This window comes from Streptomyces sp. NPDC032940 (assembly GCF_040636935.1).
Classification (GTDB): Bacteria; Actinomycetota; Actinomycetes; order Streptomycetales; family Streptomycetaceae; genus Streptomyces.
On sequence record NZ_JBEZVJ010000005.1, the window covers coordinates 232,224 to 254,904 of the forward strand.

At 72.4% G+C, this 22,681-nt stretch carries 19 protein-coding genes; all 19 read right to left on the reverse strand.

Going from position 1 to position 22,681, the window contains the following annotated elements:
• Positions 1-87: 87 nt before the first annotated feature.
• Positions 88-1,569: a class I SAM-dependent methyltransferase gene (locus AB0E77_RS09635; RefSeq protein ID WP_361567996.1), complete on the reverse strand. Its 1,482-nt coding sequence runs from the start codon at positions 1,567-1,569 to the stop codon at positions 88-90.
• Positions 1,570-1,593: 24 nt separating this feature from the next.
• Positions 1,594-2,433, reverse strand: coding sequence for a hypothetical protein (locus tag AB0E77_RS09640; protein ID WP_361567999.1), 840 nt, complete (start codon positions 2,431-2,433; stop codon positions 1,594-1,596).
• Positions 2,430-2,918 carry an NUDIX hydrolase gene (locus AB0E77_RS09645; protein WP_361568001.1) on the reverse strand — a complete coding sequence of 163 codons (489 nt, stop codon included), beginning with the start codon at positions 2,916-2,918 and terminating at the stop codon, positions 2,430-2,432. Before AB0E77_RS09645 ends, AB0E77_RS09640 begins: the two co-directional genes overlap by 4 nt.
• Positions 2,915-4,150: a DegT/DnrJ/EryC1/StrS family aminotransferase gene (locus AB0E77_RS09650; protein ID WP_361568004.1), complete on the reverse strand. Its 1,236-nt coding sequence runs from the start codon at positions 4,148-4,150 to the stop codon at positions 2,915-2,917. Before AB0E77_RS09650 ends, AB0E77_RS09645 begins: the two co-directional genes overlap by 4 nt.
• A complete protein-coding gene (locus AB0E77_RS09655; RefSeq protein ID WP_361568007.1) occupies positions 4,150-5,097 on the reverse strand; it encodes an NAD(P)-dependent oxidoreductase in 948 nt (315 codons plus the stop codon). The genes AB0E77_RS09650 and AB0E77_RS09655 overlap by 1 nt, the downstream gene beginning before the upstream one ends.
• Positions 5,098-5,142: 45 nt before the next feature.
• Entirely contained in the window at positions 5,143-7,173 is a 2,031-nt protein-coding gene (locus AB0E77_RS09660) for a condensation domain-containing protein (protein WP_361568010.1), read from the reverse strand.
• Between the two features lie 13 nt (positions 7,174-7,186).
• Complete coding sequence (locus tag AB0E77_RS09665) at positions 7,187-7,921, reverse strand: class I SAM-dependent methyltransferase (RefSeq protein WP_361568013.1); 735 nt, start codon at positions 7,919-7,921, stop codon at positions 7,187-7,189.
• The gene (locus tag AB0E77_RS09670; protein WP_361568015.1) at positions 7,918-8,130 is read right to left on the reverse strand and encodes an MbtH family NRPS accessory protein; all 213 of its coding nucleotides are present in this window, start codon (positions 8,128-8,130) and stop codon (positions 7,918-7,920) included. The genes AB0E77_RS09665 and AB0E77_RS09670 overlap by 4 nt, the downstream gene beginning before the upstream one ends.
• A complete protein-coding gene (locus tag AB0E77_RS09675) occupies positions 8,123-9,430 on the reverse strand; it encodes an MFS transporter (protein ID WP_361568017.1) in 1,308 nt (435 codons plus the stop codon). Before AB0E77_RS09675 ends, AB0E77_RS09670 begins: the two co-directional genes overlap by 8 nt.
• Positions 9,423-9,932, reverse strand: coding sequence for a pyridoxamine 5'-phosphate oxidase family protein (locus AB0E77_RS09680; protein WP_361568020.1), 510 nt, complete (start codon positions 9,930-9,932; stop codon positions 9,423-9,425). The genes AB0E77_RS09675 and AB0E77_RS09680 overlap by 8 nt, the downstream gene beginning before the upstream one ends.
• Complete coding sequence (locus AB0E77_RS09685; RefSeq protein ID WP_361568023.1) at positions 9,929-11,194, reverse strand: PLP-dependent aminotransferase family protein; 1,266 nt, start codon at positions 11,192-11,194, stop codon at positions 9,929-9,931. The genes AB0E77_RS09680 and AB0E77_RS09685 overlap by 4 nt, the downstream gene beginning before the upstream one ends.
• Position 11,195: 1 nt before the next feature.
• Positions 11,196-12,992: a condensation domain-containing protein gene (locus tag AB0E77_RS09690; RefSeq protein ID WP_361568026.1), complete on the reverse strand. Its 1,797-nt coding sequence runs from the start codon at positions 12,990-12,992 to the stop codon at positions 11,196-11,198.
• Positions 12,989-14,857 carry a non-ribosomal peptide synthetase gene (locus tag AB0E77_RS09695; protein ID WP_361568028.1) on the reverse strand — a complete coding sequence of 623 codons (1,869 nt, stop codon included), beginning with the start codon at positions 14,855-14,857 and terminating at the stop codon, positions 12,989-12,991. Before AB0E77_RS09695 ends, AB0E77_RS09690 begins: the two co-directional genes overlap by 4 nt.
• 32 nt (positions 14,858-14,889) lie before the next feature.
• The gene (locus AB0E77_RS09700; RefSeq protein ID WP_361568031.1) at positions 14,890-15,975 is read right to left on the reverse strand and encodes an LLM class flavin-dependent oxidoreductase; all 1,086 of its coding nucleotides are present in this window, start codon (positions 15,973-15,975) and stop codon (positions 14,890-14,892) included.
• 31 nt (positions 15,976-16,006) lie between these two features.
• Positions 16,007-16,753 (reverse strand): class II aldolase/adducin family protein, encoded by a 747-nt coding sequence (locus AB0E77_RS09705; protein ID WP_361568034.1) that lies wholly within the window; start codon positions 16,751-16,753, stop codon positions 16,007-16,009.
• An 8-nt stretch (positions 16,754-16,761) separates the two neighbouring features.
• Positions 16,762-18,108 carry an SUMF1/EgtB/PvdO family nonheme iron enzyme gene (locus AB0E77_RS09710; protein ID WP_361568036.1) on the reverse strand — a complete coding sequence of 449 codons (1,347 nt, stop codon included), beginning with the start codon at positions 18,106-18,108 and terminating at the stop codon, positions 16,762-16,764.
• A 477-nt stretch (positions 18,109-18,585) separates the two neighbouring features.
• Positions 18,586-20,901, reverse strand: a complete 2,316-nt coding sequence (locus tag AB0E77_RS09715; protein WP_361568039.1) for an amino acid adenylation domain-containing protein — start codon at positions 20,899-20,901, stop codon at positions 18,586-18,588.
• A 267-nt stretch (positions 20,902-21,168) separates the two neighbouring features.
• On the reverse strand, positions 21,169-22,020 hold the full coding sequence (locus AB0E77_RS09720) for an LLM class flavin-dependent oxidoreductase (protein WP_361568042.1): 852 nt from the start codon (positions 22,018-22,020) through the stop codon (positions 21,169-21,171).
• 168 nt (positions 22,021-22,188) lie between these two features.
• Complete coding sequence (locus AB0E77_RS09725; RefSeq protein WP_361568244.1) at positions 22,189-22,680, reverse strand: methylated-DNA--[protein]-cysteine S-methyltransferase; 492 nt, start codon at positions 22,678-22,680, stop codon at positions 22,189-22,191.
• Position 22,681 lies beyond the last annotated feature (1 nt).

Below are 22,681 nucleotides of genomic sequence, written 5' to 3' on the forward strand. Positions count from 1 at the left end.
GGCAGTCGCGCCGCTGCGACCCTAACCGGAGCACACCCTCGCCGTCATGCCCCGACCGCTTCGTGGAACGCCCCCGCGGGCCGGCGGTCACCGGTGGAGGTGCCCGGCCGGGCGCGGGAGGCGCTCGGTGAAGACGATGTCGCACGGCACGAGCCGCTCGGGAAGCCGTCCGGTGAGGAAGGACGTCAGCTCGGCTTTCCTCTCGTGTTCCGTGCGGGGCGGGAACATCCGGTGCCGCGGCGCGGCGGGACCCTGCCACGGGACGGCGAACCGGAAGTGGTCGCGGGTGGCGGCCGGCGGCACGAGCCACAGGTCGAACTCGCCGCGGTCCGTTCGGGGGGTCCAGCGCAGGCGGGGGGTCCAGCCGTTCTCCTCGGCGAGGGAGCACGCCTCCTCCGGGTCGACGGCCGCGGCTTCCGCGGCGGTGGAGCGTCCGGGCAGGTAGGTGCGGCGCAGCCGGTGCGCGTCCCGCAGGCGGGCGTTAACCAGGGATCGGTAGCCGAACGCGCGGGTTCTGCGGTCCACCTGACCCGCGAGGACCGGCAGGGTGAGTTCCGTGCCGTCCTGCCAGTCCGGCTCCGTCACGGGTGCCTCGCAGCCCACGTGGAGCACCGCGTCGTAGCGGAAGAGCGTCATCTCGTTGCGGGCGGCGCCGCGCCGCGGTGCCGTCTCCACCGCCGTGACGGCACCGAGCCGGGCGGGCAGGCCGTGCAGATAGCCGGGTGACAGGAGCAGCTCGCCGTCCCGGCGCAGTTCGCGGGTGATCTTCCGGGCGATCCGCTCGGGCGGGGTGCCGGGCGTGGCGCGGCGGTGGTGCTTGAGGCACGCGAACTCTTCGAGGAGGTCCCCGTTGCGCAGGTCGCCGAGGAAGATGTGGCCGCCGGGGCGCATCGCCGGCACGATCCGGTGGAGGACGTCTTCCAGGTAACGGGTCGACGGGAAGTACTGGATGACGGAGTTGAGGACCGCCACGTCGTATCCCCCGTGCCGGGAGGGCGGGGCGGGTGCGGTGGCGGACGCCTCGTGCACCGTGATGGACGGCGGCGCCGGGTGCGTGCGGCTCAGCCGTGCGGCGAGAGCGGTGAGGACCCGCACGGATTCGGGGGAGAGGTCGGTGGCCGTGTACTCCCGCAGCGCTCCCCGGGCTGTCAGGCGGGACATCAACAGCCCGGTGCCGGCGCCCAGTTCCAGCAGCCGGGTCGGCTCGAGTGCCAGGATCCGCGCCACGGTCGTGGCCACCCACTCGGCCATGTCGTCGGCGGGGACGGGGCGACCGGTGAAGCTGTCCGTCCATCCGGCGGTCGGTGGGCTCTCGCCGCGGTAGCAGTCGTCGAAGACCGACCGCCAGGTGTCGACCGTCTCCGCATCGGGCGGCGCGAGGCCCTCAGCCGCCGCACCGGCGCCGTCCCGCTGCGGGCCGTGCGCGGGCACGACGTGGGCGGTCAGGCCGCCGCCTGCGGCGAGGTGGACGTCGGCCTGTTCCACGGCCGGATGGGAGCGGAGCCGGTCCCGCACGGTGTCGAGGTCGCACGGCTGGAGGGGCGAGCGGTGTCCGTTCTCTTCCGGCATGGGCTCATCCTTGGGGGCGAGGTCTCAGAACTCCACATAGCCGACTGTCGCGTCGTCGTGTGCCTTCTCGTCGCCGGGGCCGTCCTGACGGGCGGCTGCGTACTCCGCCTTCCGTACGGAGTCCACCAGTGCCCGGGGCCCCTCGCCCGCCAGCAGGCCGAGCAGTTCCGGCCAGCCGAACAGGGAGAAGACGTCGACCGCACGTGCGGCGCCGTCGGTGAGGAGGGCCGCCCGGGTGAGGCCGTCCGGGCCGCCCAGCGGGAGGGTTCCGGTGTGCGCGTGCTCCGCCGCGGCGGGGTCCGCGGCGGCGATCCAGTAGCCCTCGGGGCGGTTGGTGTACGCGCTCTTCATGAGGGCGTACCGCACGGCCCGTTCCTCGGCGCTCTCGCGGGTGAGGTTCGCGGTGCCGCCGCTGTTCTCCTGCGCGCGGAGGCGGGAGACGGTGTCCGCGAGGCGGTGGTCGGTCGTCGCCCGGACCCCGTCGGGACTCTCCACGACGAGGGTCGTGTCGCACAGGAGCAGGAAGTCGGCGCGGCCGGGTGAGGTGCGCAGCAGGCATACCGCGGCGGCCGGTGTGGTGGGCCGGCCCAGGTCGCAGTGGCCGCCGTGGTCCCCGCGTACGGCCGCGACGGCCTGGGCGAGCAGGTCGGTCAGAGCGCCTTGCGGGCTGGAGCGGTGCACGTCGGCGAGGCGGGCGGCGAGGCGGGCGCTGTACCAGGCGGCTCCGTGCCGGCAGCCGGAGACCAGCCCGGGCGGCTGGGTCACCCCGTCCAGGACGCCCAGCAGGTTGCCGGCGTGTACGCAGGCGTCCTCGTTGGCGGCCCGGCCGGGTGCGGGGGCCGTGAACAGCCGGACGGCCCTCACGGCCGTGCCGCCCGGGGCCCCCGGCCCCGGGCGCGGCCCGACCTGTCCAGGAACGCCTCGACGATGGGCAGTTCGGGGGCGAGGATGTCCTGGGGAAGGCCGTCGAGGGGGAAGAAGCGCAGCCTCCTGGTCTCCGCGCCGTCCGCAGCCGGCCGGCCGCCCGCGATCCGGGCGGTGTAGGCCGCCGTCACGTTGTAGATCTCGTCGCCGTGCGGGTATCGGTAGTAGTAGTCGGCACCGGAGTAGACGCCGAAGAGTTCGAGGTCGCGGATGTCCAGGCCGGTCTCCTCGCGGACCTCGCGCACCCCCGTCTCCTCGAAGGACTCCCCCGGTTCCATGAGGCCGCCCGGCAGCCCCCAGTCTCCGGTGTCGACGCGTTCCACGAGAAGCAGCCTGTCCTGGTCGTCGGTGATGAGCACCGAGGTGCCCGGGAGCAGGAGTGGCCGGGAGCCCACCAGTTTCCGCAGGTCCATCACGTAGTTCATGAAGCGCTCACTGTTCCTTCTGCCGCCGCGGCCTCCGTCGTGCCGCGGGCGTCGCCGGCGGCGGCGTTGATGATCCGGCTGTGTTCATGGAGCTCGGCGATGGTCTCGCAGATCCTGTCCACGGTGTCCACGCCCATGTGACTGTAGAGGGGCAGGGTGAGCAGGGTGCGGGAGAGGCTTTCGGTGGCGGGCAGTGCCGTGGGGCGGCGGGCGAGGGTGCGGTAGGCGGTCTGGGTGTGCAGGGGTGGGTCGAAGTAGGTGCGGGTGTCGATGTTCTCGGCGTCCAGGGCCGCTGCCAGTCGGCCGCGTGTCAGGCCCAGCCGGCCGGCGTCGATCCGTACCGTGAAGTCCTTGTACGTGCTGGTGGCGCCGTCGGGGACGGACTGGAAGCCGAGCCCGGGCAGCTGGGCCAGCCGGCTGCGGTAGCGGTCGGCGAGTTCGGCCCGCTGGGCGAGGCGGCCGGGCAGGGCGCGCAGGGCGGCCCTGCCGATCACCGCGTTGATCTCGGTCATCCGGCCGTTGAGGCCGATCATGCGGGCGTCGTAGTCGCCGGGGTTGCCGTATTCGCGTGCCTGACGGAGGTCGGCCGCGAGGGCGGTGGAACGGGTGGCGACGAGGCCGCCTTCGCCTGCGGGGAGCACCTTGGTCGGGCTGAGGCTGAAGACTTCGGCGATTCCCTTGCCTCCGGCCATGGTTCCGTCGGGGTAGCGGGCGCCGAAGGCGTGTGCCGCGTCCAGGACCAGGGGAATGCCGCGGTCCTCGGTGTGCCGGTGGAGGGTGTCCGCGTCGCAGCAGACCCCGAAGGTGTGCACGCCGATGACGGCCCCGGTGTCGCCGGTGAGCGCGGCGGCGGCCGAGTCGGTGTCCAGGGTGTAGGTGGACGGGTCGCAGTCGGCGAGTACGGGGGTCAGGCCGTGCCATGCGGCGGCGTGGCCTGTCGCCATGAAGGTGAAGCTCGGCAGGACGGCGTCCCCGGTCGTGCCCAGAGCGCGCAGGGTCAGCATCAGACCGGTGGTGCAACTGCTGACGGCCACGACGTCGGCCACGCCGAGGAACTCTGCGGCCTCCTCCTCGAAGGCCCGTACGTGCCTGGCGGAGGTGAGCATCCCCGACTCCAGGACGGTGCGGATCTCCGTCATCAGTGCGGCGTCCGTCGCCAGGGTGGGGCGCGTCACCGGTACGCGTCGGCCGAAGCGCGGGACGCCGCCGGCCACGGCGGGGAGGCGGCCCATCAGTTCATCACTGCGGCCATGCCGCCCACACCGGTCGGTCCGTGGCTGGAGCGCAGTTGTCCGACGATCTCGCGTATCCCCGCGGAGACCGTCCATCCCGGACGGAAACCGAGGCTCTTCTCCAGGCCGTCGAAGTCGACCCGGTAGTCGCGCCGGTCGGAGCCGCCCGGCGTCTGCAGCAGCCGGGCCTGGGGCACGGCTTCACCGACCATGCGGGCCACATCGGCGATGCGGTAGTTCTCGCTGGTGACACCGCAGTTGTGGATGAGTTCGGGGCAGGTGGCGGTGAGGGAGGCCAGGGCCACTCCCGCGGCGTCGCGTACGTGGAGGAAGGGGCGCCACTGCTCGCCGCCGACGAGGTTGATGACGCCGTCCCATGTCGCGTCGGCCGTCATCCGGTTGACCACGAGGTCGAAGCGCATGCGGGGCGACCAGCCGTAGAGCGTGGAGAACCGCAGGATGCGGGCGCGCAGTCCGCGGTCGCGGGCGGAGAGCAGGTGGTGTTCGGCGAAGACCTTCGACTTCGCGTACACGGACTGCGGGGCGACGGGTGACCAGGTGTGGGCCATGTGGTCGGCGGCCACTCCGTAGTTGCTGCAGGTCGAGGCGAAGGCGAGTTCGCGGATGTCGTGGCGGTGGCATGCCTCGGCCAGTCTGACGGTGGCCAGGTAGTTGGTCTCCCAGGCGGTGTCGGGGTCGGCGCCGCAGGCCGGGTCGCCGACCACCGCGGCCAGGTGGACGACGTGGTCGACGTGGCGCAGGACGCCGCTCCACTCCTCCGGGGTGCGGATGTCCCCGGCGACCTCGGTGAGGTCTCCCGGCGGGAGGGGGCTCTCGTCGCGTGGCCGGGTGTCGAGGGTGAAGACCCGCCAGCCCTGGGCGAGTGCCTGGGCGGTCAGCACCGTGCCGACGTAGCCGTTCCCTCCGGTGACCAGCAGCGTCCTCATGTGATCCGGGCCTTTCGATCGGGGCGGGTGGGGTGCGGGGCTCGTTCACCGGTGCAGTCGCGCGGCGAGGGTCCGCAGCGGCACGGGGCTGAGCAGTTCCTCGGGGTGCAGGCCCTGGAAGCCTGCGCGGCCCAGTTCGCGGGCCACGGCGACGGCGGCGGCCGCGCTTCCGCCCGCCGCCGCGTAGGGAAGGCCGGTCCCCACCTCGGCACCCGGGTGGTATCTGCCGATCGCCGCGCACAGCGCTTCCTCCGCGGCGTCGCGCGGTGGGCGGACGGCGGCGGCCGGGGCGGTGGTGTCGTGTGTCTCCCGGGTGTGCCCGGGCAGCGCCTGCCAGTCCCTGAGGTCGTCCGGGTCGTGCGGCGGACGGTCGCAGAGCACGATCCGGTCGGGCGGGACGAGGTCCGCGTGGGCCGCGACCGAGGCCCGTACGTGGTCCAGCAGCGGGACGAGGCCGGGGCGCCGGTGTGTCCCCGCGACGTACGCCTCCAGGCCGGCCCGTCCCGGGCGGTGCGCGGCGGGCACGGCGAACACCCGTGCCGTGGCGGCGCCGGGGGCCGAGCGCAGGCACTCGGTCAGCCGGGGAACGTTGACCCAGCTGGGTCCGGCGAGCTGCCAGCCGGCCGGCAACCGGGCGGGTGGGAAGCCGAGTTCGGTGGTCAGGGCGGCCGACTCCGGGTCGGTGCCGGCCGGGGCCTCGGCCCAGCGTCCGATCAGGGCGGTGACGGCGTGCAGGAGCGTGCCGGTGGTGTGCCGGTCGAGCACGGACCGGTGGGCCAGCAGGGACAGTTCGACGACCGGCCCGTCCAGGAGCACTTCCAGGTGGGCGTCGAGTGCGTCGTCGGTCTTGCCCGGGTTCTTCCACCGCAGTGTCATGTCGGGTGCGGTGTCGGGTTCGATGTACCAGGCCCGGGACAGCACGTCGGAGGCGAAGTAGTTGTATCCGACGCCGATCCGCACGGGGTGGCCGCGCTCGGCCTCCGCGCGGGCCTTGGCGTCGCGCATGTCCCAGTAGGAGTGGTGGGCGTGTTCCCACGCGTCCATCGCCGAGTTCTTGACGGCGCGCAGCGCCAGGCCGGCGGTGGTGGCGCCCGTCAGGTCGATGCGTACCGGAGCTCGCTGGAAGAAGCAGCCCACCACGTGTTCCAGCTCCGGCGGGCGGTTGGCGAACGACGACTGGAGGACGAAGCGGTCGTGGCCGCTGTGTGCGCCCAGCAGGACGGCGTAGGCGGCCAGGTAGACCAGGGACGGCAGCGTGCGGTGGCGGCGTGCCAGCGTCTCCACGCGCGCGTGGAGGTGTGCGGAGCGCAGGGCCGCCTTGTGATAGACGGCGGTCGGCTGCCCGGTGCCCGGACCCGTGAGCGGCCGCCCCGTCGCGGGCTCCGTGGTGTCTGACGCTCCGCCGGCCGGTGCGGTGTCCGCGGCCGCGGGGCGGAATCCGGGGAAGGTGGCCCGGGGTGCCTGGCTGAAGCATTCGTGGAGGTGGTCGAGGACGCGTTTGCGGTGCTCGTGGAGGTCCTCGCTCCGTTCGTGCCTCGCCTGTTCGCCGGGGGTGCGGGCGGCGGGATGGCGCGTGGGGCGCGGCCCGGCGCCGAGCAGGGCCGCGAAGTCGCGCCACAGCGCTTCGATGCCCGCGCCGTCGGCCGCGATGTGATTGACCACGATGATCAGGCGGAACGGCCGGCCGGCGGAGGTCATCAGGGCGAATCGCACCGGCAGGTCGGTCTCGGGGTCCATGGGGGGCCGGGCGCAGCGGGAGGTGAGCTCGGCCGGGCTCTGTCCCGGCTCCAGGCTCAGTACGGGTACGTCGACGGGCCGGGGCGGGTGGACACGTTGCACCGGGCGCCCGTCGGGTCCCTGCGGGAAGGTGGTGCGCAGCGACTCGTGGCGGCGCAGGAGTTCCTGGACGGCCGCGGTGACCTGTTCCCGCGACGCGGATTCCGGGACGGCCCAGGACGTCGCGATCTTCGAGCTGCCCTCGGTCCGCAGGAAGCGGACGTACCAGTAGTTCTCCTGGCCCCAGGCCAGTGGTGCGTCGGAGGCGGTCGGCGGGTGCGCGGTGCGGTGTCCGGACATCCGGGTGCCCCCTCTACGCGCTCTTGCGGTAGACGGTGACGCACGGGCCGGGGTGACGGAACGGCTCACCGTTCCAGCCGCTCCAGCGTGCCTCCCTCGTCAGCCCCGCCAGGGATGCCATGAGGTCCAGCTCGGAGGGCCATGAGTACCGGAAGGACATCGGGAGGAACCGGGTGTTGGCCGGGGTCAGCACGATCTGCTGGCGGTTGAACCGCTGGGCGACGGGGTCGTGCACCGAGGCCAGGAGCACGGTCTGGTCGTCGCCGACGTACATGGTCTCGGTGATCTGTTCCGAGCCGTAGTGCTCGGCGGTCAGGACGAAGGTCTGCAGGACGAACGCGCCGCCGGGGCGCAGCCGGGCGGTGACGTGCTGGAAACAGCGCACCTGGGCCTCCTGGCTGAGCAGCAGGAAGAACGTGTTGAACACGCAGTAGACCAGGCTGAATTCGCCCTCGACGGGCACGTCGGTGAAGTCCGCCTCGACGATGCGGAGTTCGTCGCCTCCGGGTTTGGCGCGCAGTTGTTCGATCATCTTGGGCGAGGACTCGACGGCGGTCACCGGTACCCCGTGGCGGGCCAGCGGGAGCGCGACGCGTCCGGTGCCCACGCCGAGTTCGAGTGCGGGGCCGCCCTGCGCGGCCTTCGCCAGGAAGGCGCTCGCCTCCTCCTCGTCGTCGCCGACCGCCCATTCGGTGGTGTCGTAGGTGTCGAGCCGGTCCCAGGAATCGGCGCTGTCGAACGGCTTCATGTGGCTGTCCCTTCGTCCTCCGGCTGCCGGGTGCCGGGCGGCTGCATCGCCGTCCAGGTCCTGTCGATGTAGGACAGGCAGGCGTCCTTGGGCCCGCTGAAGCCTTCGGCCCGCCATCCGCCGGGCAGCGGGGTGCCGCCGGCCCACAGGGAGTACTGGTCCTGTTCGTTGACCACGACGTCGTACACGGTGGTGTTCTCGTCAGGCACCGGCGGCGTCCTTTCTCTTCGAGGCCAGGAGGCCCACCCCGGCGAGCGGGACGAGCAGCAGGGTCAGCAGCCCGGACAGGGCCAGCCCTCCGCGGGTGCCGACGTATTCGATCAGCGGGCCGCCCGCTGCCAGACCGAGGGGCGCGGCGAGGGTGGATCCCGCGACCCACAGCGTCACCACGGGCTGCTGCTCGTCGGGGCGCAGCGCGGACTGCACGAAGCTGAAGACGACCGGGGTGAAGGGGGCCCAGACCAGACCGCCGAGCGCGAAGACCAGCACCGCGACGGCGAGGTCGCCCGAGATCGCGAGCGCGAGCGGGCACAGTGCCCACAGGGCGATGATCGCGATCAGCAGGGTGTGTTCGCGCACTCTGCGGGTGTAGTTGGTGACGACGGCGCCGAGGAGGGCGCCCACTCCGAAGGCGCCCCACAGCGCACCGAGGCCGGCGCCGTTGGAGTCCAGCGGCCCCCGCACGAGGAGGGGAAGGGCGATCTCCACCGGCATGTAGAAGAAGTTGAAGAAGAAGACGACGGCGAAGAGCCGGGCGGTCTGCGGCCTGCGGCGCAGGATCCGCCACCCGGACTGGGTGTCGTCCTCCTCGGTCCGGCGTTCTTCCGGGGGCTGCCCCGGCACCCAGAGCAGAACGACGGCCGACAGCAGCAGTGAGCCGATCGCGTCGAACAGCAGGACGGCGCCGGGCCCCCAGGCGACGACGGCCAGGCCGCCGACGGCCGGGCCCACGACGTACAGGGCGAAGTTGCTGTTGACGCCCAGGAGGCCGTTGACGGCGAACAGGTCCTCCTCCCCCACCATCGAGGTGGCCAGGAGCCTGCGCGCGCTGGATCCGACGAGCCGGAACACCGAGCCGAACAGCAGCCCCGCGACGAGGACGGGCAGTGTGAGGTCCCCGTTGACGGAGAGGACCGCGAGCGTGACGAACACGGCGGACCGCAGCAGACAGTCGGCGAGCAGCAGGACGCGCGGCGGTACCCGCAGCCGCCCCAGCCCCATGCCGAGTGCCAGGACGGTGGACAGGACGAACGGTGCCGTCTCGACCACGGAGATCGCGATGGCCGGCGGCACCGAGCCGTGGATGTCCAGGGTCTGTACGGGCATCGCGACGATGATCATGCCGGTGCCCACGTGGGACAGCAGGTCGCCGGTGAGGAGTGCGGCGACCCGGCGGTTGCGCAGCACCTCGCGGTAGGACCGGTTGGCGGGTGCCGTCTCGGTCTCCGTCCGCGTGCCCGTTCCCGTCGTGTCCCGTGCCGGTGTGCCGCCGGTGTCCGGCTCACCCATGCGCGTCCGCCTCTCCTGTCGTGGCCCCTGGAGGTGTGAACGACAGATCGGCGATCCGCAGGACGTCCGGCACGAGGCGGGCCCACAGGGTTCCCCCGCTCCCGGAGGCGTCGCCGAGCGCGAACCGCGGGTCCCACACCGCCTCGTCCGGACCAAGGTAGCGAACCAGTTTGCGCCGTGCCCGGGCGTTGTCGAGCGGCACGATCCCGCCCTGCCCGCCCGCCACGACCTGCTGGGTGACGCCGGTGTCCAGATCGCATGTGTCGACGACGAGTTCGAACGCCGGGTTCTTCGCGAGCCGCCGCGGAAGCCGGGACCAGGCGCCGGTGAGCACCCAGAAGCACTCGTCCTCCCACAGGAACCACACCGGGCGCACCGTCGGCCCGTCCGTGGCCAGCCGGGCCACCAGCGGCCTGGCCAGGAACCGCTCCACGTCGAAGGGGGCGTCCGTGAGCGGCCCGAAAGTGCCGTTCCGGCGGACCGCCTTGAGGGTCTTCTTCACCGGGCCGCCCCACCGCCCGGGGCGACGGCCGCCAGGCCGCCGGCCGCCGCCGAGCTCCAGGCGGCGTGCAGGTGTCCGGCCGCGCGTGCGAGGTCGCCGGTGGAACAGCCGGAGAACGAGAGCCGAAGCGTCGCCCGGTCGGGGCCGGCCGCGTAGAACTCGGCGCCGGGCACGTAGGAGACCCGGTGGCGGAGGGAGTGGGCCAGCAGGCCGGCGGCGTCGGTGCGGTCGGCGAAGCGGGCCCAGATGAAGAATCCGCCCCCGGGCATGTCGAACTGCAGCGTGTCGCCGAACTGCCGGCGCAGGGCAAGGGCCAGCGCGTCGCGGCGCGCGGCGTACAGGGTGCGGGCCGCGGCGGTCTGGTCGTCCACGAAGCCGGGGCGGGTGACCAGTTCCAGCACGATGCGCTCGATGAACCCCGAGTTGCCGAGGTCCGATGCCTGTTTGAGCAGGCCGAGCACCGGGGCCAGGGGTGCGGGGGCGGTGAGGTAGCCGAGCCGGGCGGCCGGGAAGAGGACCTTGGAGAAGCTGCCGAGGCGGATCACCCGGTCGGAGAGGGACGCGAGCGCGGGAGGGGGTGCCGTGGTCCCGTCCGTGTCGTAGCGGAGCTCGCCGTAGGGGTCGTCCTCCACGATGACGAAGCCGTACCGGTCGGCGAGGCCGGCCAGCCGCCGGCGCTGCACCAGGGTGAGCTGGGCGCCGGTGGGGTTCGCGAAGTCCGGCACGGTGTACACGAGACGGGGCCGCAGCCCCTGTTCCAGTGCGTCGGTGAGGGCGCCGAGTCCGGGGTCGGAGGCCAGCGGGACCGGGGCGAGTTCCGCCTCGTACAGCCGGAAGACCTGGAGGGCCCCGACGTACGAGGGCCGGTCGACGACCACCGTGTCCCCGGGGTCGAGCAGGGCCTTGCAGACCAGGTCCAGGGCCTGCTGCGAGCCGTGCGCCAGGATCGTGTGCTCGGGCCTGGGCGGTGCGCCGAGCCGTGCCCCGACGTGGGCGGCGATCCACTCGCGCAGTTCCGGCAGTCCGGCGGTGTCGCCGTACTGGAGGATGCCTGGTTGCTCGCGCAGCAGCCGGCCCGACACCTCTTCGACGGCCGCGGCGGGGAACAGTTCGTGCGCGGGGCTGCCCGCGGCGAGGGGGATGATTCCGGGCGCCTCGGCGAGCCGCAGCACGGCACCGATGGCCGAGGACCTGAGCTGCGCGGTCCGGGCGGCGAGGGGCAGTGCCGCGCCGGTGTCGACGGTCGCCGTTGGATCGGGCATGTCAGGCCCCTTTCGTCGCGGTGGTGGGGGCCAGTTCCACCTGAGCCAGGAACTCGCCGAAGGATTCCGTGTCGAGCACGGTGCGCAGGGAGACGTCGCGCCCCAGCGCGGCGCTCAGCTTCGTCGCGATCCTGGCCGCGTCGAGGGACCGGCCGCCGAGCTCGAAGAAGTCGTCCTCGTCGTCGAGTTCGTCGGTCTCGTCGAGACCGAGGGCCTCGCGCCACACCTGCGCGGCCGCTGCCCGGACCCCGGACGTGACGGTCCGGGCACCGGGGCGTCCCGTCCCGGGCCGGCCGGCCTGCTCGGCCGCCGCCGGGGCCGGGAGAGGCGGGGATGCGAGGGCGGGCAGCGCGTCGTAGGGGATGTCGTCGGCCTCGGCGAGGTGCTCGGCCACGGCGAGGAGCGCGTCGGCGACGGCGTTCGCCGTCCCGGCCGTGAGCCGGCCGGGGTCGTGTTCGAGCCGGACGAGCAGCCGGCCCTGCGATTCGTTCCAGGAGACCAGGAGGGCGCAGCGTGGACTGGGGCTGGGCAGCCAGTGGGCCTGCCAGGTCAGGCCGGTCGCGTCGCGGACGGGCTCCGGCAAGGCCGTGTAGTTGAACAGGACGTCGGCGAACGGAGGGTGGCCGGCGGTGCGCGCCGGTGCGGCGGCCGCCACGATGTCTTCCAGGGGCACCGCGCGGTGGGTCCACGACCGCACACAGCTACGGCGTACTTCTTCCAGGAACACCCGACGCGAGCTGCCCGGCGGCGGGGTGACCAGGACGGGCACGGTGTTGGTCAGGTAGCCGATGAGCCGTTCGGCACCCGGCGGTCGTACCGACATGGGGGCCGCCACGAGGACGGGGAGGGGCGCGGGGCCGGGGCGCAGGGCGGCGGTGAGACAGGCGATCCCCATCATGAACATCGTGCAGCCCGCTTCGTTGGCCCGGGCCCGAAGACGTTCGACGGTCGGGGCGGGGACGCTGCGCCGTACGACGCCGCTGCGGCGGGGAACGGCGCCGGCCTCCTGCGGGGTGTCGCCGGGGCCGGCCGTCGCGGGGAGGGCGGTCACGGGGGCGCCGTGCAGCAGCTCGGCCCAGTGGTCCAGGGAGGCTCGGTGGCCGGCGTCGCTCTCCCGGCCGCGTTCGGCCAGCGTCAGGTCCGTGTAGTCCGGCCCTGTGCGGTGCGTGGTGTCCGTGCGACCGGTGCTCCGTGCCTCGTAGGCGGCGGTGAGGTCCGCCAGCAGTACTCCCATGGACGCGCCGTCCCAGACGATGTGGTGGACGGCCAGGACCAGGGTGGCGCGGGTGGGTGAGACCCGGTAGAGGCGGGCCCGCAGCAGCGGTGCCCGGCCCAGGTCGAACGGCTCGAGCATCCCGTCGTGCTCCAGGCGGGCCCGGAGTGTGTGCGGGTCGTCGGGGTCTCCCGGGTGGGTGCTCTCGTGGAGAGGCACGGTGACCGTGCCGGGCGGGTGGACCAGTTGTACGGGGCCGGAGCGGCCGGTGACGCAGGCGGTGCGCAGAGCGGCCTGGCCGTCGACCACGTCGGCGAGCGCCGAGCGCAGGGCGGCGGTGTCGTACGGCCCGGCGAGGTCGATCGCCGCGGTCTCCACGTAGGCGGCGGTCTTCGGGGCGATCTGTTCCAGGAACCACAGTCCGCGCTGGCCGCTGGAGGCCGGAACGATCCGTGGAGCGCCGGTGACGGCTGCCGAGGTGCCGGGCCGGCCGAGGCGCTCGGCGAGTTCCTCGCGCCGGCTCCTGCCGTCGGCCTGGTGGCCCTCGCCTTCCGCTCCGTGGGGGTGCGAGGCCTGTGTGGTCACCTTTCCTCCATCCGGTCCATGACCGCCAGCAGGTCCTCCACCTCGTCGTCGCTGAGGGTGGCGACCCAGTCGGCGCGGCTGCCGGCGGTTTCCGGACCGGTGGCGCGCTCTGCGGGCGGCCGGGGCGGCGGGGGGCCGTCGTGCGGGAAGAGGGCGGTGGCGATGCGGCGCGGGGTCCGTTCCTCGAAGAGCGTCGCGGCAGGGGCCGGTACGGCGTACGTCCGCTCGAGTCGGGCTTTGAGCCGGGCGACGCCCAGGGAGTCGCCGCCGAGGGCGAAGAAGTCGTCGTCGCGGCCGACTCGACGGACGTCCAGGATCGCGGCGAACGCCTCGGCGACCGTCTCCTCCACGGGACCCAGCGGTGGGGCGTGGCGGTCGGTCAGTGTGCTGTCCGCGGTGGGCCGGGGAAGTGCGTTGCGGTCGGTCTTGCCGCTGAGCAGGACGGGAAGCGCGGGGAGTTCGACGAGGACGGTGGGCACGGCCGCCGCGTGCAGCCGGCCCGCGAGGAAGGCGCGCAGCTCATGGGCGTGGAGCCCGGCCCCTTCCCGGCGCACCACGTATCCGGTGACCCCGTCGGGGCGGACGAGGACGGCCGCCGCGGTGACGGCGGGGTGGGCGAGCAGCGCAGACTCGACCTCGGCGGGGTTGAGGCGTACTCCGCGGGCCTTGGATTCGCCGTCGCCCCGGCCGACGTACCCGAGGGAACCGTCGGCCGTACGGCGTACGAGGTCTCCGGTGCGGTACATGCGGTGTCCGGCGCCCCGGAAGGGGTCGGGCACGAAGTGTTCCGCGGTCAGCCCCGGGCGGCCCAGGTATCCGTGGGCGAGTCCCGTGCCGCCGATGTACAGCTCGCCCGTCTCGCCTTCGGGGACCGGACGCAGGTCCGCGTCGAGGACGTAGGCGGACGTCTCGCGGATGGGCGCGCCGATCGGCGGCAGGCCCTCGGGCCGTGCGCCGGGAGCGTCGAGGGGGTTGAGCGGGGCGACCAGACGGACCCCGGAGGTCTCCGTGACGCCGTAGGAGTTGACCACCTCGAAGGGGAGCCCTTCGGGCCAGGACCTCAGCTGTTCCCCGCCGGTGATCAGGACCCGCAGGGCGGTCTCCCCGGGCCAGGCCAGCGCCATCAGCCGCTCGCCGAGGCCGGTCACCACCACGCTCCAGGTCACGCCGTTCTCGCACAGCCATCGCTGGACGGCCGGGGCGTCCCATTCGGTGCCTTCATCGGCGACGGCGACGCAGGCCCCGGCGGTCAGCGGCGACCACAGTTCCCAGCGGGTGATGGCGAAGCCGGGAGAGGACAGCCAGCTTCCCACGGTGCCGGGGCCGAAGCCGTACGTCCCGGCGGTCCACAGTGCTTCGTTGACGATGCCGGAGTGCGGGATCGCGACGGCTTTGGGCTCGCCGCTGGAGCCGGAGGTGAAGAACACGTAGGCGATGCGGTCCGCCGGTGCGGAGCCGGCCGCCCAGGTGTGCGGGGCGCCGGGTGCCGGGGTGGTCGAGACCTCCAGACCGGGGCCGACCGTGATCCGCGCCCCGGAGAGCGCCATCAGCCGCTCGGCGCGCCGTGCGGGCAGCAGGGGATCGACCGGGACGCAGATACCGCCCTGTTTCCAGATGGCCAGGGTCGCCACGACATGGGCGCAGGAGCGGGGCACGGTGAGGGCGACCGGTACCCCGGGTCCGGCTCCGGCGTCCGCGAGTGCGCGGGCGAGGCCGTCGGCCCGGGTGTCGAGCTGCCCGTAGGTGAGCGAGGCGTCGGGCCCGCGCAGCGCGACGGTGTCCGGCCGGGTGCGGGCCGACTGTTCGACCAGGCCGTGGGTCGTGGCGGCCCGGGCCCGGTCCCCCAGGGTGTGCTGCGTCGTCACTGGATCACCGTCATCGTCATCGTCGTTCGAGGTCAGAGCAGGCCGGCTTCGTCGGGGCCGAGCTGCGCGAGGTCGGGCAGGACCTTCTCACCGAGCAGCCGTACGGTGCGCAGGGCCTCGGCATGGGGCACGGATCCGAAGCGGCACTGGAGGCTGATCTCCGCACCGGGGTAGAGGTCGTGGATGCGGCGCAGCGTCGCTCCGGCCTCCGCGACTCCGCCGACGACGATGTTGTCGGCGGCCATCAGAGAGGCGACGGTGGTGGTGCGCGCGGCCTCCTCCATGCGTTCGTAGCCCGGGTACTGCCGGGACGTGATGCCGCGCCAGCTCCCGTACGCCTCCAGTTGCTTCTCCCGGTAGGCCTCGTAGTGCAGGCCGGCGCGTTCGACGGCCTCCTCGTGGCTGTCGGCGACGTAGCAGTGGTAGCTGACGTGCAGCCGGTGGGAGCGGGTGTGGCCGTGGTCGGTGCGGGCCTTGCGGTAGGTCTCCAGGAGCCCGGAGAGCTTCTCGTGGCTCGCCACGATGGGGATGATCATGAGATGGTGGCCGTGCTCCCCGGCCCAGCTGAACGTCTCGGGCGAGGAGGTCGCCGCGATGAAGACCGGCACTGCGGGCCGTTGCACGGGGCGGGGCAGCATCCGGGGCAGGGGGCCGAAGCGGTGGAAACGGCCCTCCCAGCGGAAGTTCTCGTCGCTCCACAGCCGCCTGATCGCCTCGACGTTCTCTTCCAGCAGGGCGCGGCTGTCGGCCAGGTCCACGCCGAACGCCTCGAATTCGGACGGCAGGAAGGCACGGCCGAATCCGGCGTCGAGCCGGCCGTGGGAGAGGTTGTCCAGGACGGCGAGCGAGGACGCCAGCTTGACGGGGTGGTTGAACGCGGGGGTGACGGCACCGGTGACCAGGCGGACCCGGCGAGTGACCCGGGCCACGGCGGACAGAAGGGCCACCGGGTCCGGGCTGTAGCCGCCCCACTCGTGGAAGTGGTGTTCGACCATCTTCACGTGGCTGAAGCCGAGTTCGTCGGCGACGGTGCTCAGTTCGAGGCATTCGTCGTAGAACCGGTCAGCCGCCACCTCGTCGGGTCCGACGGTCGGCAGGAAGTTGATCCCCAGCTTCATCGAGACGTCCCCTTCGGCTGCGGTCCGCGGCTCATCGGCGCCGGCATGTGGTCTGGTACAGATTGCGGTACTGCATGTCCGCGAATTCCAGTTTCGCCAGCGCCTGCCCGGTGTCGACGGCGACGTCGTGCGGGATCAGCCGGGGGGCGGAGGCCGCGGCCTCGGCCATCAGCTGGGACTGGGCCGCCCGTTCCATGACGACGAACAGCCAGATCGCTTCACCTATGCTGCGGCCGCCGGTGAGGAAGCCGTGGTTCTGCATGATGACGGCGGTGCCGTCCCCCATCGCCCTGACGACCTCCTTGCCCTCCTGGCGGGCGTTGACCAGCCCCATGAACTGGCCGTAGAGACCGTGCCGTTGGTAGAGGACACAGGCGTCCTGGGTGATCGGGTCGAGCTTGCGGCCGAGTGACGACCACGTCTTGCCGTACATCGAATGGGTGTGGGCGAAGGCCATCAGGTCCGGGCGGCTGCGGTGCAGTTCGCCGTGGAGCGGGTCCACCGACGGGTTGAGGTCGCCGGTGCCCTCCAGGACGGTGCCCTGGGCCCCGACCAGCAGCAGGTCGTCCGGGGTGACGTGGTGGAAGTCCATGCCGAAGGGGTTGACCCAGTACGCGTCGGGGACTTCCGGATCCCGCACACTGACGTGTCCGGCGATGCCCTCGCTGTAGCCGAGTTCGGCGAGCAGGTGGACGGCCTCGGTCAGGGATCGCCGCACCTCCTCGCGTCCCGGTGCGGTGCCGGGCCGGGTCGCTGCCGTGGCGGACGGTGCAGACATCGGTGACCTCACTTGGTGGGGGCGTCGTAGACGCAGCGGAAGCCGACCTCGTTGTGCCGGTCGGTCAGCAGATCCTTGCCGCGGTAGAACGTGGACAGGCAGACCGGCGGTGATGTCCACGTCCCGCCCCGCAGCACATGGAAGGCCTCGGGCCGGTTCATGAAGTCCTGGCCGCTTCGGCCCTTGAAGTAGGGGGCCATGTCCTCGCGGGTGAAGAAATTCGTCCGGGTGAGTTCCCAGACGTTGCCCGCCATATTGAGCAGGCCGTACGGGCTGGCACCGGACGGATGAGCGTCGGCGGGAACCACCGGATTCTCGGGCCAGTCGACCGTGGTGGACACAAGAAGTTCTTCGAGGTCGGCGAGGTCCTGGATGTCGTCGCGGCCGTACGCGGTGAATACACTCCGGGCTCTTGAATTGTCCCAGGCGTCACCCCAGGGATAAATGCGTCCATCGGTGCCGCGCGCCGCCTTTTCCCATTCGTTTTCCGATGGAAGTCGCCCGCCGGCCCACTTGGCGAAAGCGTAGGCGTCGTACCAGTCGACCCCGACGACGGGAAACGCCGGGTCGTTGAACCGCCGATCGTGCCAGTGCGCCGGCGTGTAGTCCTTACCGTCGGGCTCGTCCGGATGCCCGAATTCGTGGGACCCCGCCGTCGCTTCAAGGAATTCCGCGTAACGCTGATTCGTCACACAGGTCCGGTCGATGAAGTAGGCGGGGAGTTCTTCCACCCGCAGGGGATTGTCGGTGTCGTCCATCTGGAACGGGCCGATCTCCTGTACGCGCGCCCCGGCGATGAAGGGGCCGGCCGGGATCAGTACCGCGTCCCGCAGGTCGGGCTCGCGCCGTGCGGCGGCGACCTGGGCGTGCAGGGCGGCGAAGTGCTCGTTCTCCAGCTTGCGCAGCTCGTCCGGGTCGGTGGAGCCGAAGAACCGCAGCAGGGCATCCTTGGTGAAGGCCGCCCCGCAGCCCACCGGCTTGCGCGCATAGGCGGGCCTGGTGAAGTTGCTCGGCCATCCGGAGATCCGGATCATATGCGGTACGGCCTCGGGGATACGGCGTTGACCTGCGACTTTGATCGCGGTGAAGGCGACCCAGTCCACATCGTCGTGGATCGCCTCGCTGATCGCCTCGCGTGCCCCCGGATCGTCGGAGAACCGGGCGCCGAGGGTCTCGACGGCGAGCCGCCGCACGTTCCAGTCCGGGTGCCGGACCGCCCAGGTGCTCAGCTCCGGCAGGGAGAGGTCGGCATCGGCCGCGTCGGTCAGCGCCTTTTCGATCAGCTCGATCCGGTCGCGGTACTCCTGGCCGGCAAGTCCGTCCAAGGACGCTTCGTTCGCGAGGTCGTGCAGCATGTCCCTCCCCTGTCTCGGTGTCCCCGACCAACGGGATGCCGGGTGAACTCATCGACCGAGCAGTTCACCCGGCATCCCGCTATCTTCCGGCTTCGACGATTACCACTTCGTCGCGGCCTCTCCCGCCTCGCGGGACGCCAGGAAGTCTTCGGCGGTCATATCGAGTCACCTCCTTACGGGCACATGGGGGGCACAACCGACCAGCCGTGGACGCGCCACGGCCATCCATGGGGCAGGCCTCACCGAGGCGAGCCAACCGAGGGAGAAAGAATCAGTAATCAGAAAACAGAAGAGCCTCGAGTCCGGCATTCAATCGATGAGACTTCCCTCCGGGCGAGGCCGGTAGGTGTCTCCTCCGAACCCTCCATCGGGAGGGCTGAGCATCTTGCCTGAACTTGCTCATATCTCGTACTTCCGGGAGAAACCCTAGGCGATATCTTCCGGGCGAGTCAACAGGGTTGGCATATTCTTGTCGGATTATCTTCGCCGGCGTTTCAGCTGTGGCTTGGGAAGGGCCTCCCGGTCGAGTTTTCCACTGCTGGTCAACGGCCAGGAATCCAGCGTCACGAAGGCCGAGGGCACCATGTACTCGGGCAGGTAGTCCGCCGAGTGCCGGGCGAGCTCCGCCGCGGACGCGGGCTCACCGGACGCCGGCACGACATAGCCGACCAGCCGGGCGGCGGTGCCCATGTCGTGCCGCACGGTCACCACGGCTTCCCGTACCGCCGGATGTCTGCGCAACTGGGCCTCTATCTCGCCCGGTTCGACCCGGACCCCGTTCACCTTCGCCTGGTGGTCGAGCCGGCCGAGGAACTCCAGATGGCCCTGCGGGTGCCAACGGGCCAGGTCCCCGGTGCGGTAGAGCCTGCGCCCCCGTCCCGAACCGGTCGGGTCGGGCACGAACCGCTCCGCGGTGAGCCCCGGCCGCCCGAAGTAGCCGCGCGCCAGGGCGATCCCGCCGAGCCAGAGCTCCCCCGGCGCACCCAGCGGCGCCGGCCGTCCGGCACGGTCCAGCACATAGGCGCCGACGTTGTCGATGGGATAGCCGATCGGAACCGTCCCGGCGGGCTCCACCCGGCGGCAGGGCCAGTGGGTCACATCGACCGACGCCTCGGTGGGACCGTAGAGATTGTGCAGCTCGGCGCCGCTGACCCGCTGGAACCGGTTGGCCACCGAGGCCGGCAGGGCCTCACCGCTGCAGAACACGCGGCGCAGCGAGCGGCAGGCCGGCAAGGAGGGTTCCTCGACGAAGATGCCCAGCATCGAGGGCACGAAGTGCACGGTGGTCACCCCCGCCTCCTGGATGACCGCCGTCAGGTAGCGGGGGTCCTGGTGTCCGCCCGGCCGGGCCATGACCAGGCGTGCGCCGCTGATGATCGGCCAGAAGAACTCCCACACCGAGACGTCGAAGGTGTATGGGGTCTTCTGCAGCACCACGTCGTCGGGGCGCAGCCGGTAGGTGGACTGCATCCACAGGAGGCGATTGACGATGCCCCGGTGCTCGACGGCCACACCCTTGGGACGCCCGGTGGAGCCGGAGGTGTAGATGACATACGCGAGGTCGGTGTCGCCCCGAGGCCCACGGTGGCGGCCCGGTGAGGTCGCGTCAGCCGGGCGTGCCGGGGCCGCGGGGACGCCGGACGCGTCGAGCGGGAGAACGGTGACGTGGTCCGGGGCGGCGGCGCGGGCCGCGTCGCGGCCGTGCTCGTCGGCGAGCAGGACGCGGGTGCCGGTCTCGGCGAGCATGTCGCGGATGCGCTGCGGCGGGTGGCCGGCGTCGAGCGGCAGATACGCGCTGTCCGCGAGGAGGACGCCGAGCAGGGCCACGGCCAGTGCCGCCGACCGCAGGGCGCACACGGCGACGACCGTGTCGGGTCCCGCACCCCGCAGGCGGAGCCGGTGCGCGACCGCCTCCGCCTGCTCGAGGAGGCCGCGGTAGGTGAGCTCGTCATGTTCGTCCTGGACCGCGATCGCGTCGGGGGTCCGCCGGACTTGTTCCCGTACCAGGTCGTGCAGGCGCGGTGCGTCGGGGCGTGTCCGGCCGGTGGCGGTCAGGCGGTGCAGGCGTGCCCGTTCCTCGGGGGGCACCACGGGCAGGTCGTGGACGGGGGTTCCGGGAGCGCGCGCGACGGCGTCGATCAGGTGGAGCAGGCGGCCGGTGACGAGCGCGGCGCCGTCGGTGTCGAACCTCCGGCCGCGGTAGTCGGCCGCCAGGACGAGGGTGCGGCCCTCGCCCGGGTGGAAGCGGAAGGACGCCTCGTGGCCGTCGTGGTCGAGCTGCTGCTTCTCGGCCGCGTTCGCGGACGGGGCCGAGGGGTGGCGGGCGGTCTCGGTCACCAGGACGTGGCCGCGGGGCACCGGGACACGCCCGGCCGGGGTGGTTCCCGCAGCAGCCTCGGCCGCGGCGTTGTGCCGCAGCCGGTCGCGGAAGGTCTCCGCCCTCCGGTGTGTCCAGAGCAGCGGCAGCGTGCGGACCGCCGGCGCCGCGGATGTGCGGTAGGCGATGAGCACGTCGGGCTGGTCGGCGCTGCGTGACAGCGTTGCCTGCACGACGGTCGCCAGGAAGACTCCGGTGGTCGTCCGCTCCGCGGCGGCGAGGGCCTCGATCATCCGTGAGGTCTCGGCGGAGAGGGCCACGGCCACCCGCTTGACGGTCTCGGAGGCGGAGTCGTCCGCGGTGAGCCTCGGGAACCGGGACTGTGTCGGCGCCCCGGTCAGGTAGGCGTCCCACGACCATCGGTCGACGGAGGTGCGCGCCGGCGGTAAGTGATGCGGCGCTGGCTGCTCGGTCACACCACTCCTCCCGTCGAGACGCGCGCTCGGGCCCTCGCCTGCTCTGGTGACGAGCTGATCACCTTGACGCGGACGTGTCTACCCGTCCCCTCCGCTGCACGAACCCCGACAGCCACTTTCCCGCCACCATGCAACAACCTTGCGAAAAAGCCCCGTTCAGACGCGCGTTGCCCGGCCATCCACCGAGTTCTGGCCGATTCGGTGTGACGGCCGGGCCTTCGTCGTCGGCCGGCCCGAGGCGCAGCAACGGCCGAAATCCACGGGCGGTCAGAACAGGGCGTCGGCGAGGCGGTCGACCTGATCCGGGTCCGAGGTCCAGCAGTACAGGACGACCTCGTCGGCGCCGATGTCGCCGTAGGCGTCGACGGCCGCACGGATCTCCCGGGCGGTGGTGAGCAGGCCCTTCGTCATGTACTCGGCGCGGCCGGTGAAGGCGTAGTAGTCGAGCAGACTGCGCCGGGCCCGGTCCGCCGTGTCGTCGGGGCCGAGGGCGACGCTCGCCTGGGCCACCAGGCGCGGCCGGCCGGCCCGGTCGTGCCTGCGCCAGACGTCCTCGACGGCGCGGAACAGGCCGGTCATGCGCGCGGGTGGCAGTGCTGCGCCGAGGAACCCGTCGCCGAAGCGGCCGACCCGTTCGAGGGCGGCCGGGGCGAAACCGCCGAACAGCACCTCGGGCCCGCCCGGCGTCGCGGGGCGCGGGCCGATGGCGCCGACGTCCCGGGCGTAGGGCTCGCCCGCCCAGACGCGGCGGAGGAGGGTCATCTGCTCGTCGAGGCGCCGGCCCCGCCGGCGGATGTCGATGCCGGCGGCGAGGCAGTCGTCCTCCCGGCCGCCGACGCCGATGCCGAGGGTGAAGCGGCCGCCCGAGAGACGGTCGAGGGTGGCGGTCTGCTTGGCGAGGAGCGCGGTGCCGTGGACCGGGGCGATCAGCACCTCGGTCTGGACCCGGATGCGGGAGGTGGCGCCGGCCAGGGCCGCGAGGGTGACCAGGGGTTCGGGGTTGTCGTGGACGAGCCGGTCGAGCAGGCCGAGCGTGCTGAACGGGCCCGCGTCGGCGCGCCGGGCCCAGGTCAGCAGCCGGGCGGGGTCGTCGATGGGCAGGCCGAGGCCGATCTTCATGGGAGTGTCCTTCAGGAGGGCGTGCCGGATGGTGGCGCCGCCCCTCCTGGCGCCGCGCGGCTGTGCGCGGGCTTGCTCCCGTTCTGCGGCATCGTTCGAGGGAGCGTGGATCTCAGAGTGCCGTGAGGCTAACCCGTTCCGCCGGGCACCGGCAACACCTTTCCGGGCTCAGAACAGCGCCGCCCCCGCCGTCCCGCGTTCGAAGTCCAGCAGCCGCTGCTTGCGTTCCAGGCCGCCGCCGTAGCCGGTGAGCCCGCCGCTCGCGCCGATGACGCGGTGGCAGGGGACGATGATGCCGATGGGGTTGCGGCCGTTGGCGAGGCCGACGGCGCGGGAGGCGGTGGGGTTGCCGAGGGCGTCGGCGAGCTGTCCGTAGGTGCGGGTCTCGCCGTAGGGGATCTTCCGCAGCTGGTCCCAGACCGTGCGCTGGAAGGGGGTGCCGTTCAGGCGCAGGGGGAGGGTGAAGTCCGTCAGTTCCCCGGCGAAGTACGCCGTCAGCTGCTCCTCCACCTCGGCGAAGGGGCCGTCGTCGGCCGTGCCGAAGGTCTCCTCGGACGGGCGGTGGCGCTGGTCGGTCATGTAGAGGCCGCACAGGACGCCGTCCTCGGCGACGAGGGTGAGTGCGCCGTAGGGGCTGTCGATCACGGTGTGCTGTTTCACG

Excerpts from the sequence above, each read along its gene's own strand:
- AB0E77_RS09635 (WP_361567996.1), bottom strand. The coding sequence starts at position 1,569 with ATGCCGGAAGAGAACGGACACCGCTCGCCCCTCCAGCCGTGCGACCTC.
- AB0E77_RS09645 (WP_361568001.1), bottom strand. The coding sequence starts at position 2,918 with ATGAACTACGTGATGGACCTGCGGAAACTGGTGGGCTCCCGGCCACTC.
- AB0E77_RS09650 (WP_361568004.1), bottom strand. The coding sequence starts at position 4,150 with ATGGGCCGCCTCCCCGCCGTGGCCGGCGGCGTCCCGCGCTTCGGCCGA.
- AB0E77_RS09655 (WP_361568007.1), bottom strand. The coding sequence starts at position 5,097 with ATGAGGACGCTGCTGGTCACCGGAGGGAACGGCTACGTCGGCACGGTG.
- AB0E77_RS09660 (WP_361568010.1), bottom strand. The coding sequence starts at position 7,173 with ATGTCCGGACACCGCACCGCGCACCCGCCGACCGCCTCCGACGCACCA.
- AB0E77_RS09665 (WP_361568013.1), bottom strand. The coding sequence starts at position 7,921 with ATGAAGCCGTTCGACAGCGCCGATTCCTGGGACCGGCTCGACACCTAC.
- AB0E77_RS09675 (WP_361568017.1), bottom strand. The coding sequence starts at position 9,430 with ATGGGTGAGCCGGACACCGGCGGCACACCGGCACGGGACACGACGGGA.
- AB0E77_RS09685 (WP_361568023.1), bottom strand. The coding sequence starts at position 11,194 with ATGCCCGATCCAACGGCGACCGTCGACACCGGCGCGGCACTGCCCCTC.
- AB0E77_RS09700 (WP_361568031.1), bottom strand. The coding sequence starts at position 15,975 with ATGAAGCTGGGGATCAACTTCCTGCCGACCGTCGGACCCGACGAGGTG.
- AB0E77_RS09705 (WP_361568034.1), bottom strand. The coding sequence starts at position 16,753 with ATGTCTGCACCGTCCGCCACGGCAGCGACCCGGCCCGGCACCGCACCG.
- AB0E77_RS09710 (WP_361568036.1), bottom strand. The coding sequence starts at position 18,108 with ATGCTGCACGACCTCGCGAACGAAGCGTCCTTGGACGGACTTGCCGGC.
- AB0E77_RS09720 (WP_361568042.1), bottom strand. The coding sequence starts at position 22,020 with ATGAAGATCGGCCTCGGCCTGCCCATCGACGACCCCGCCCGGCTGCTG.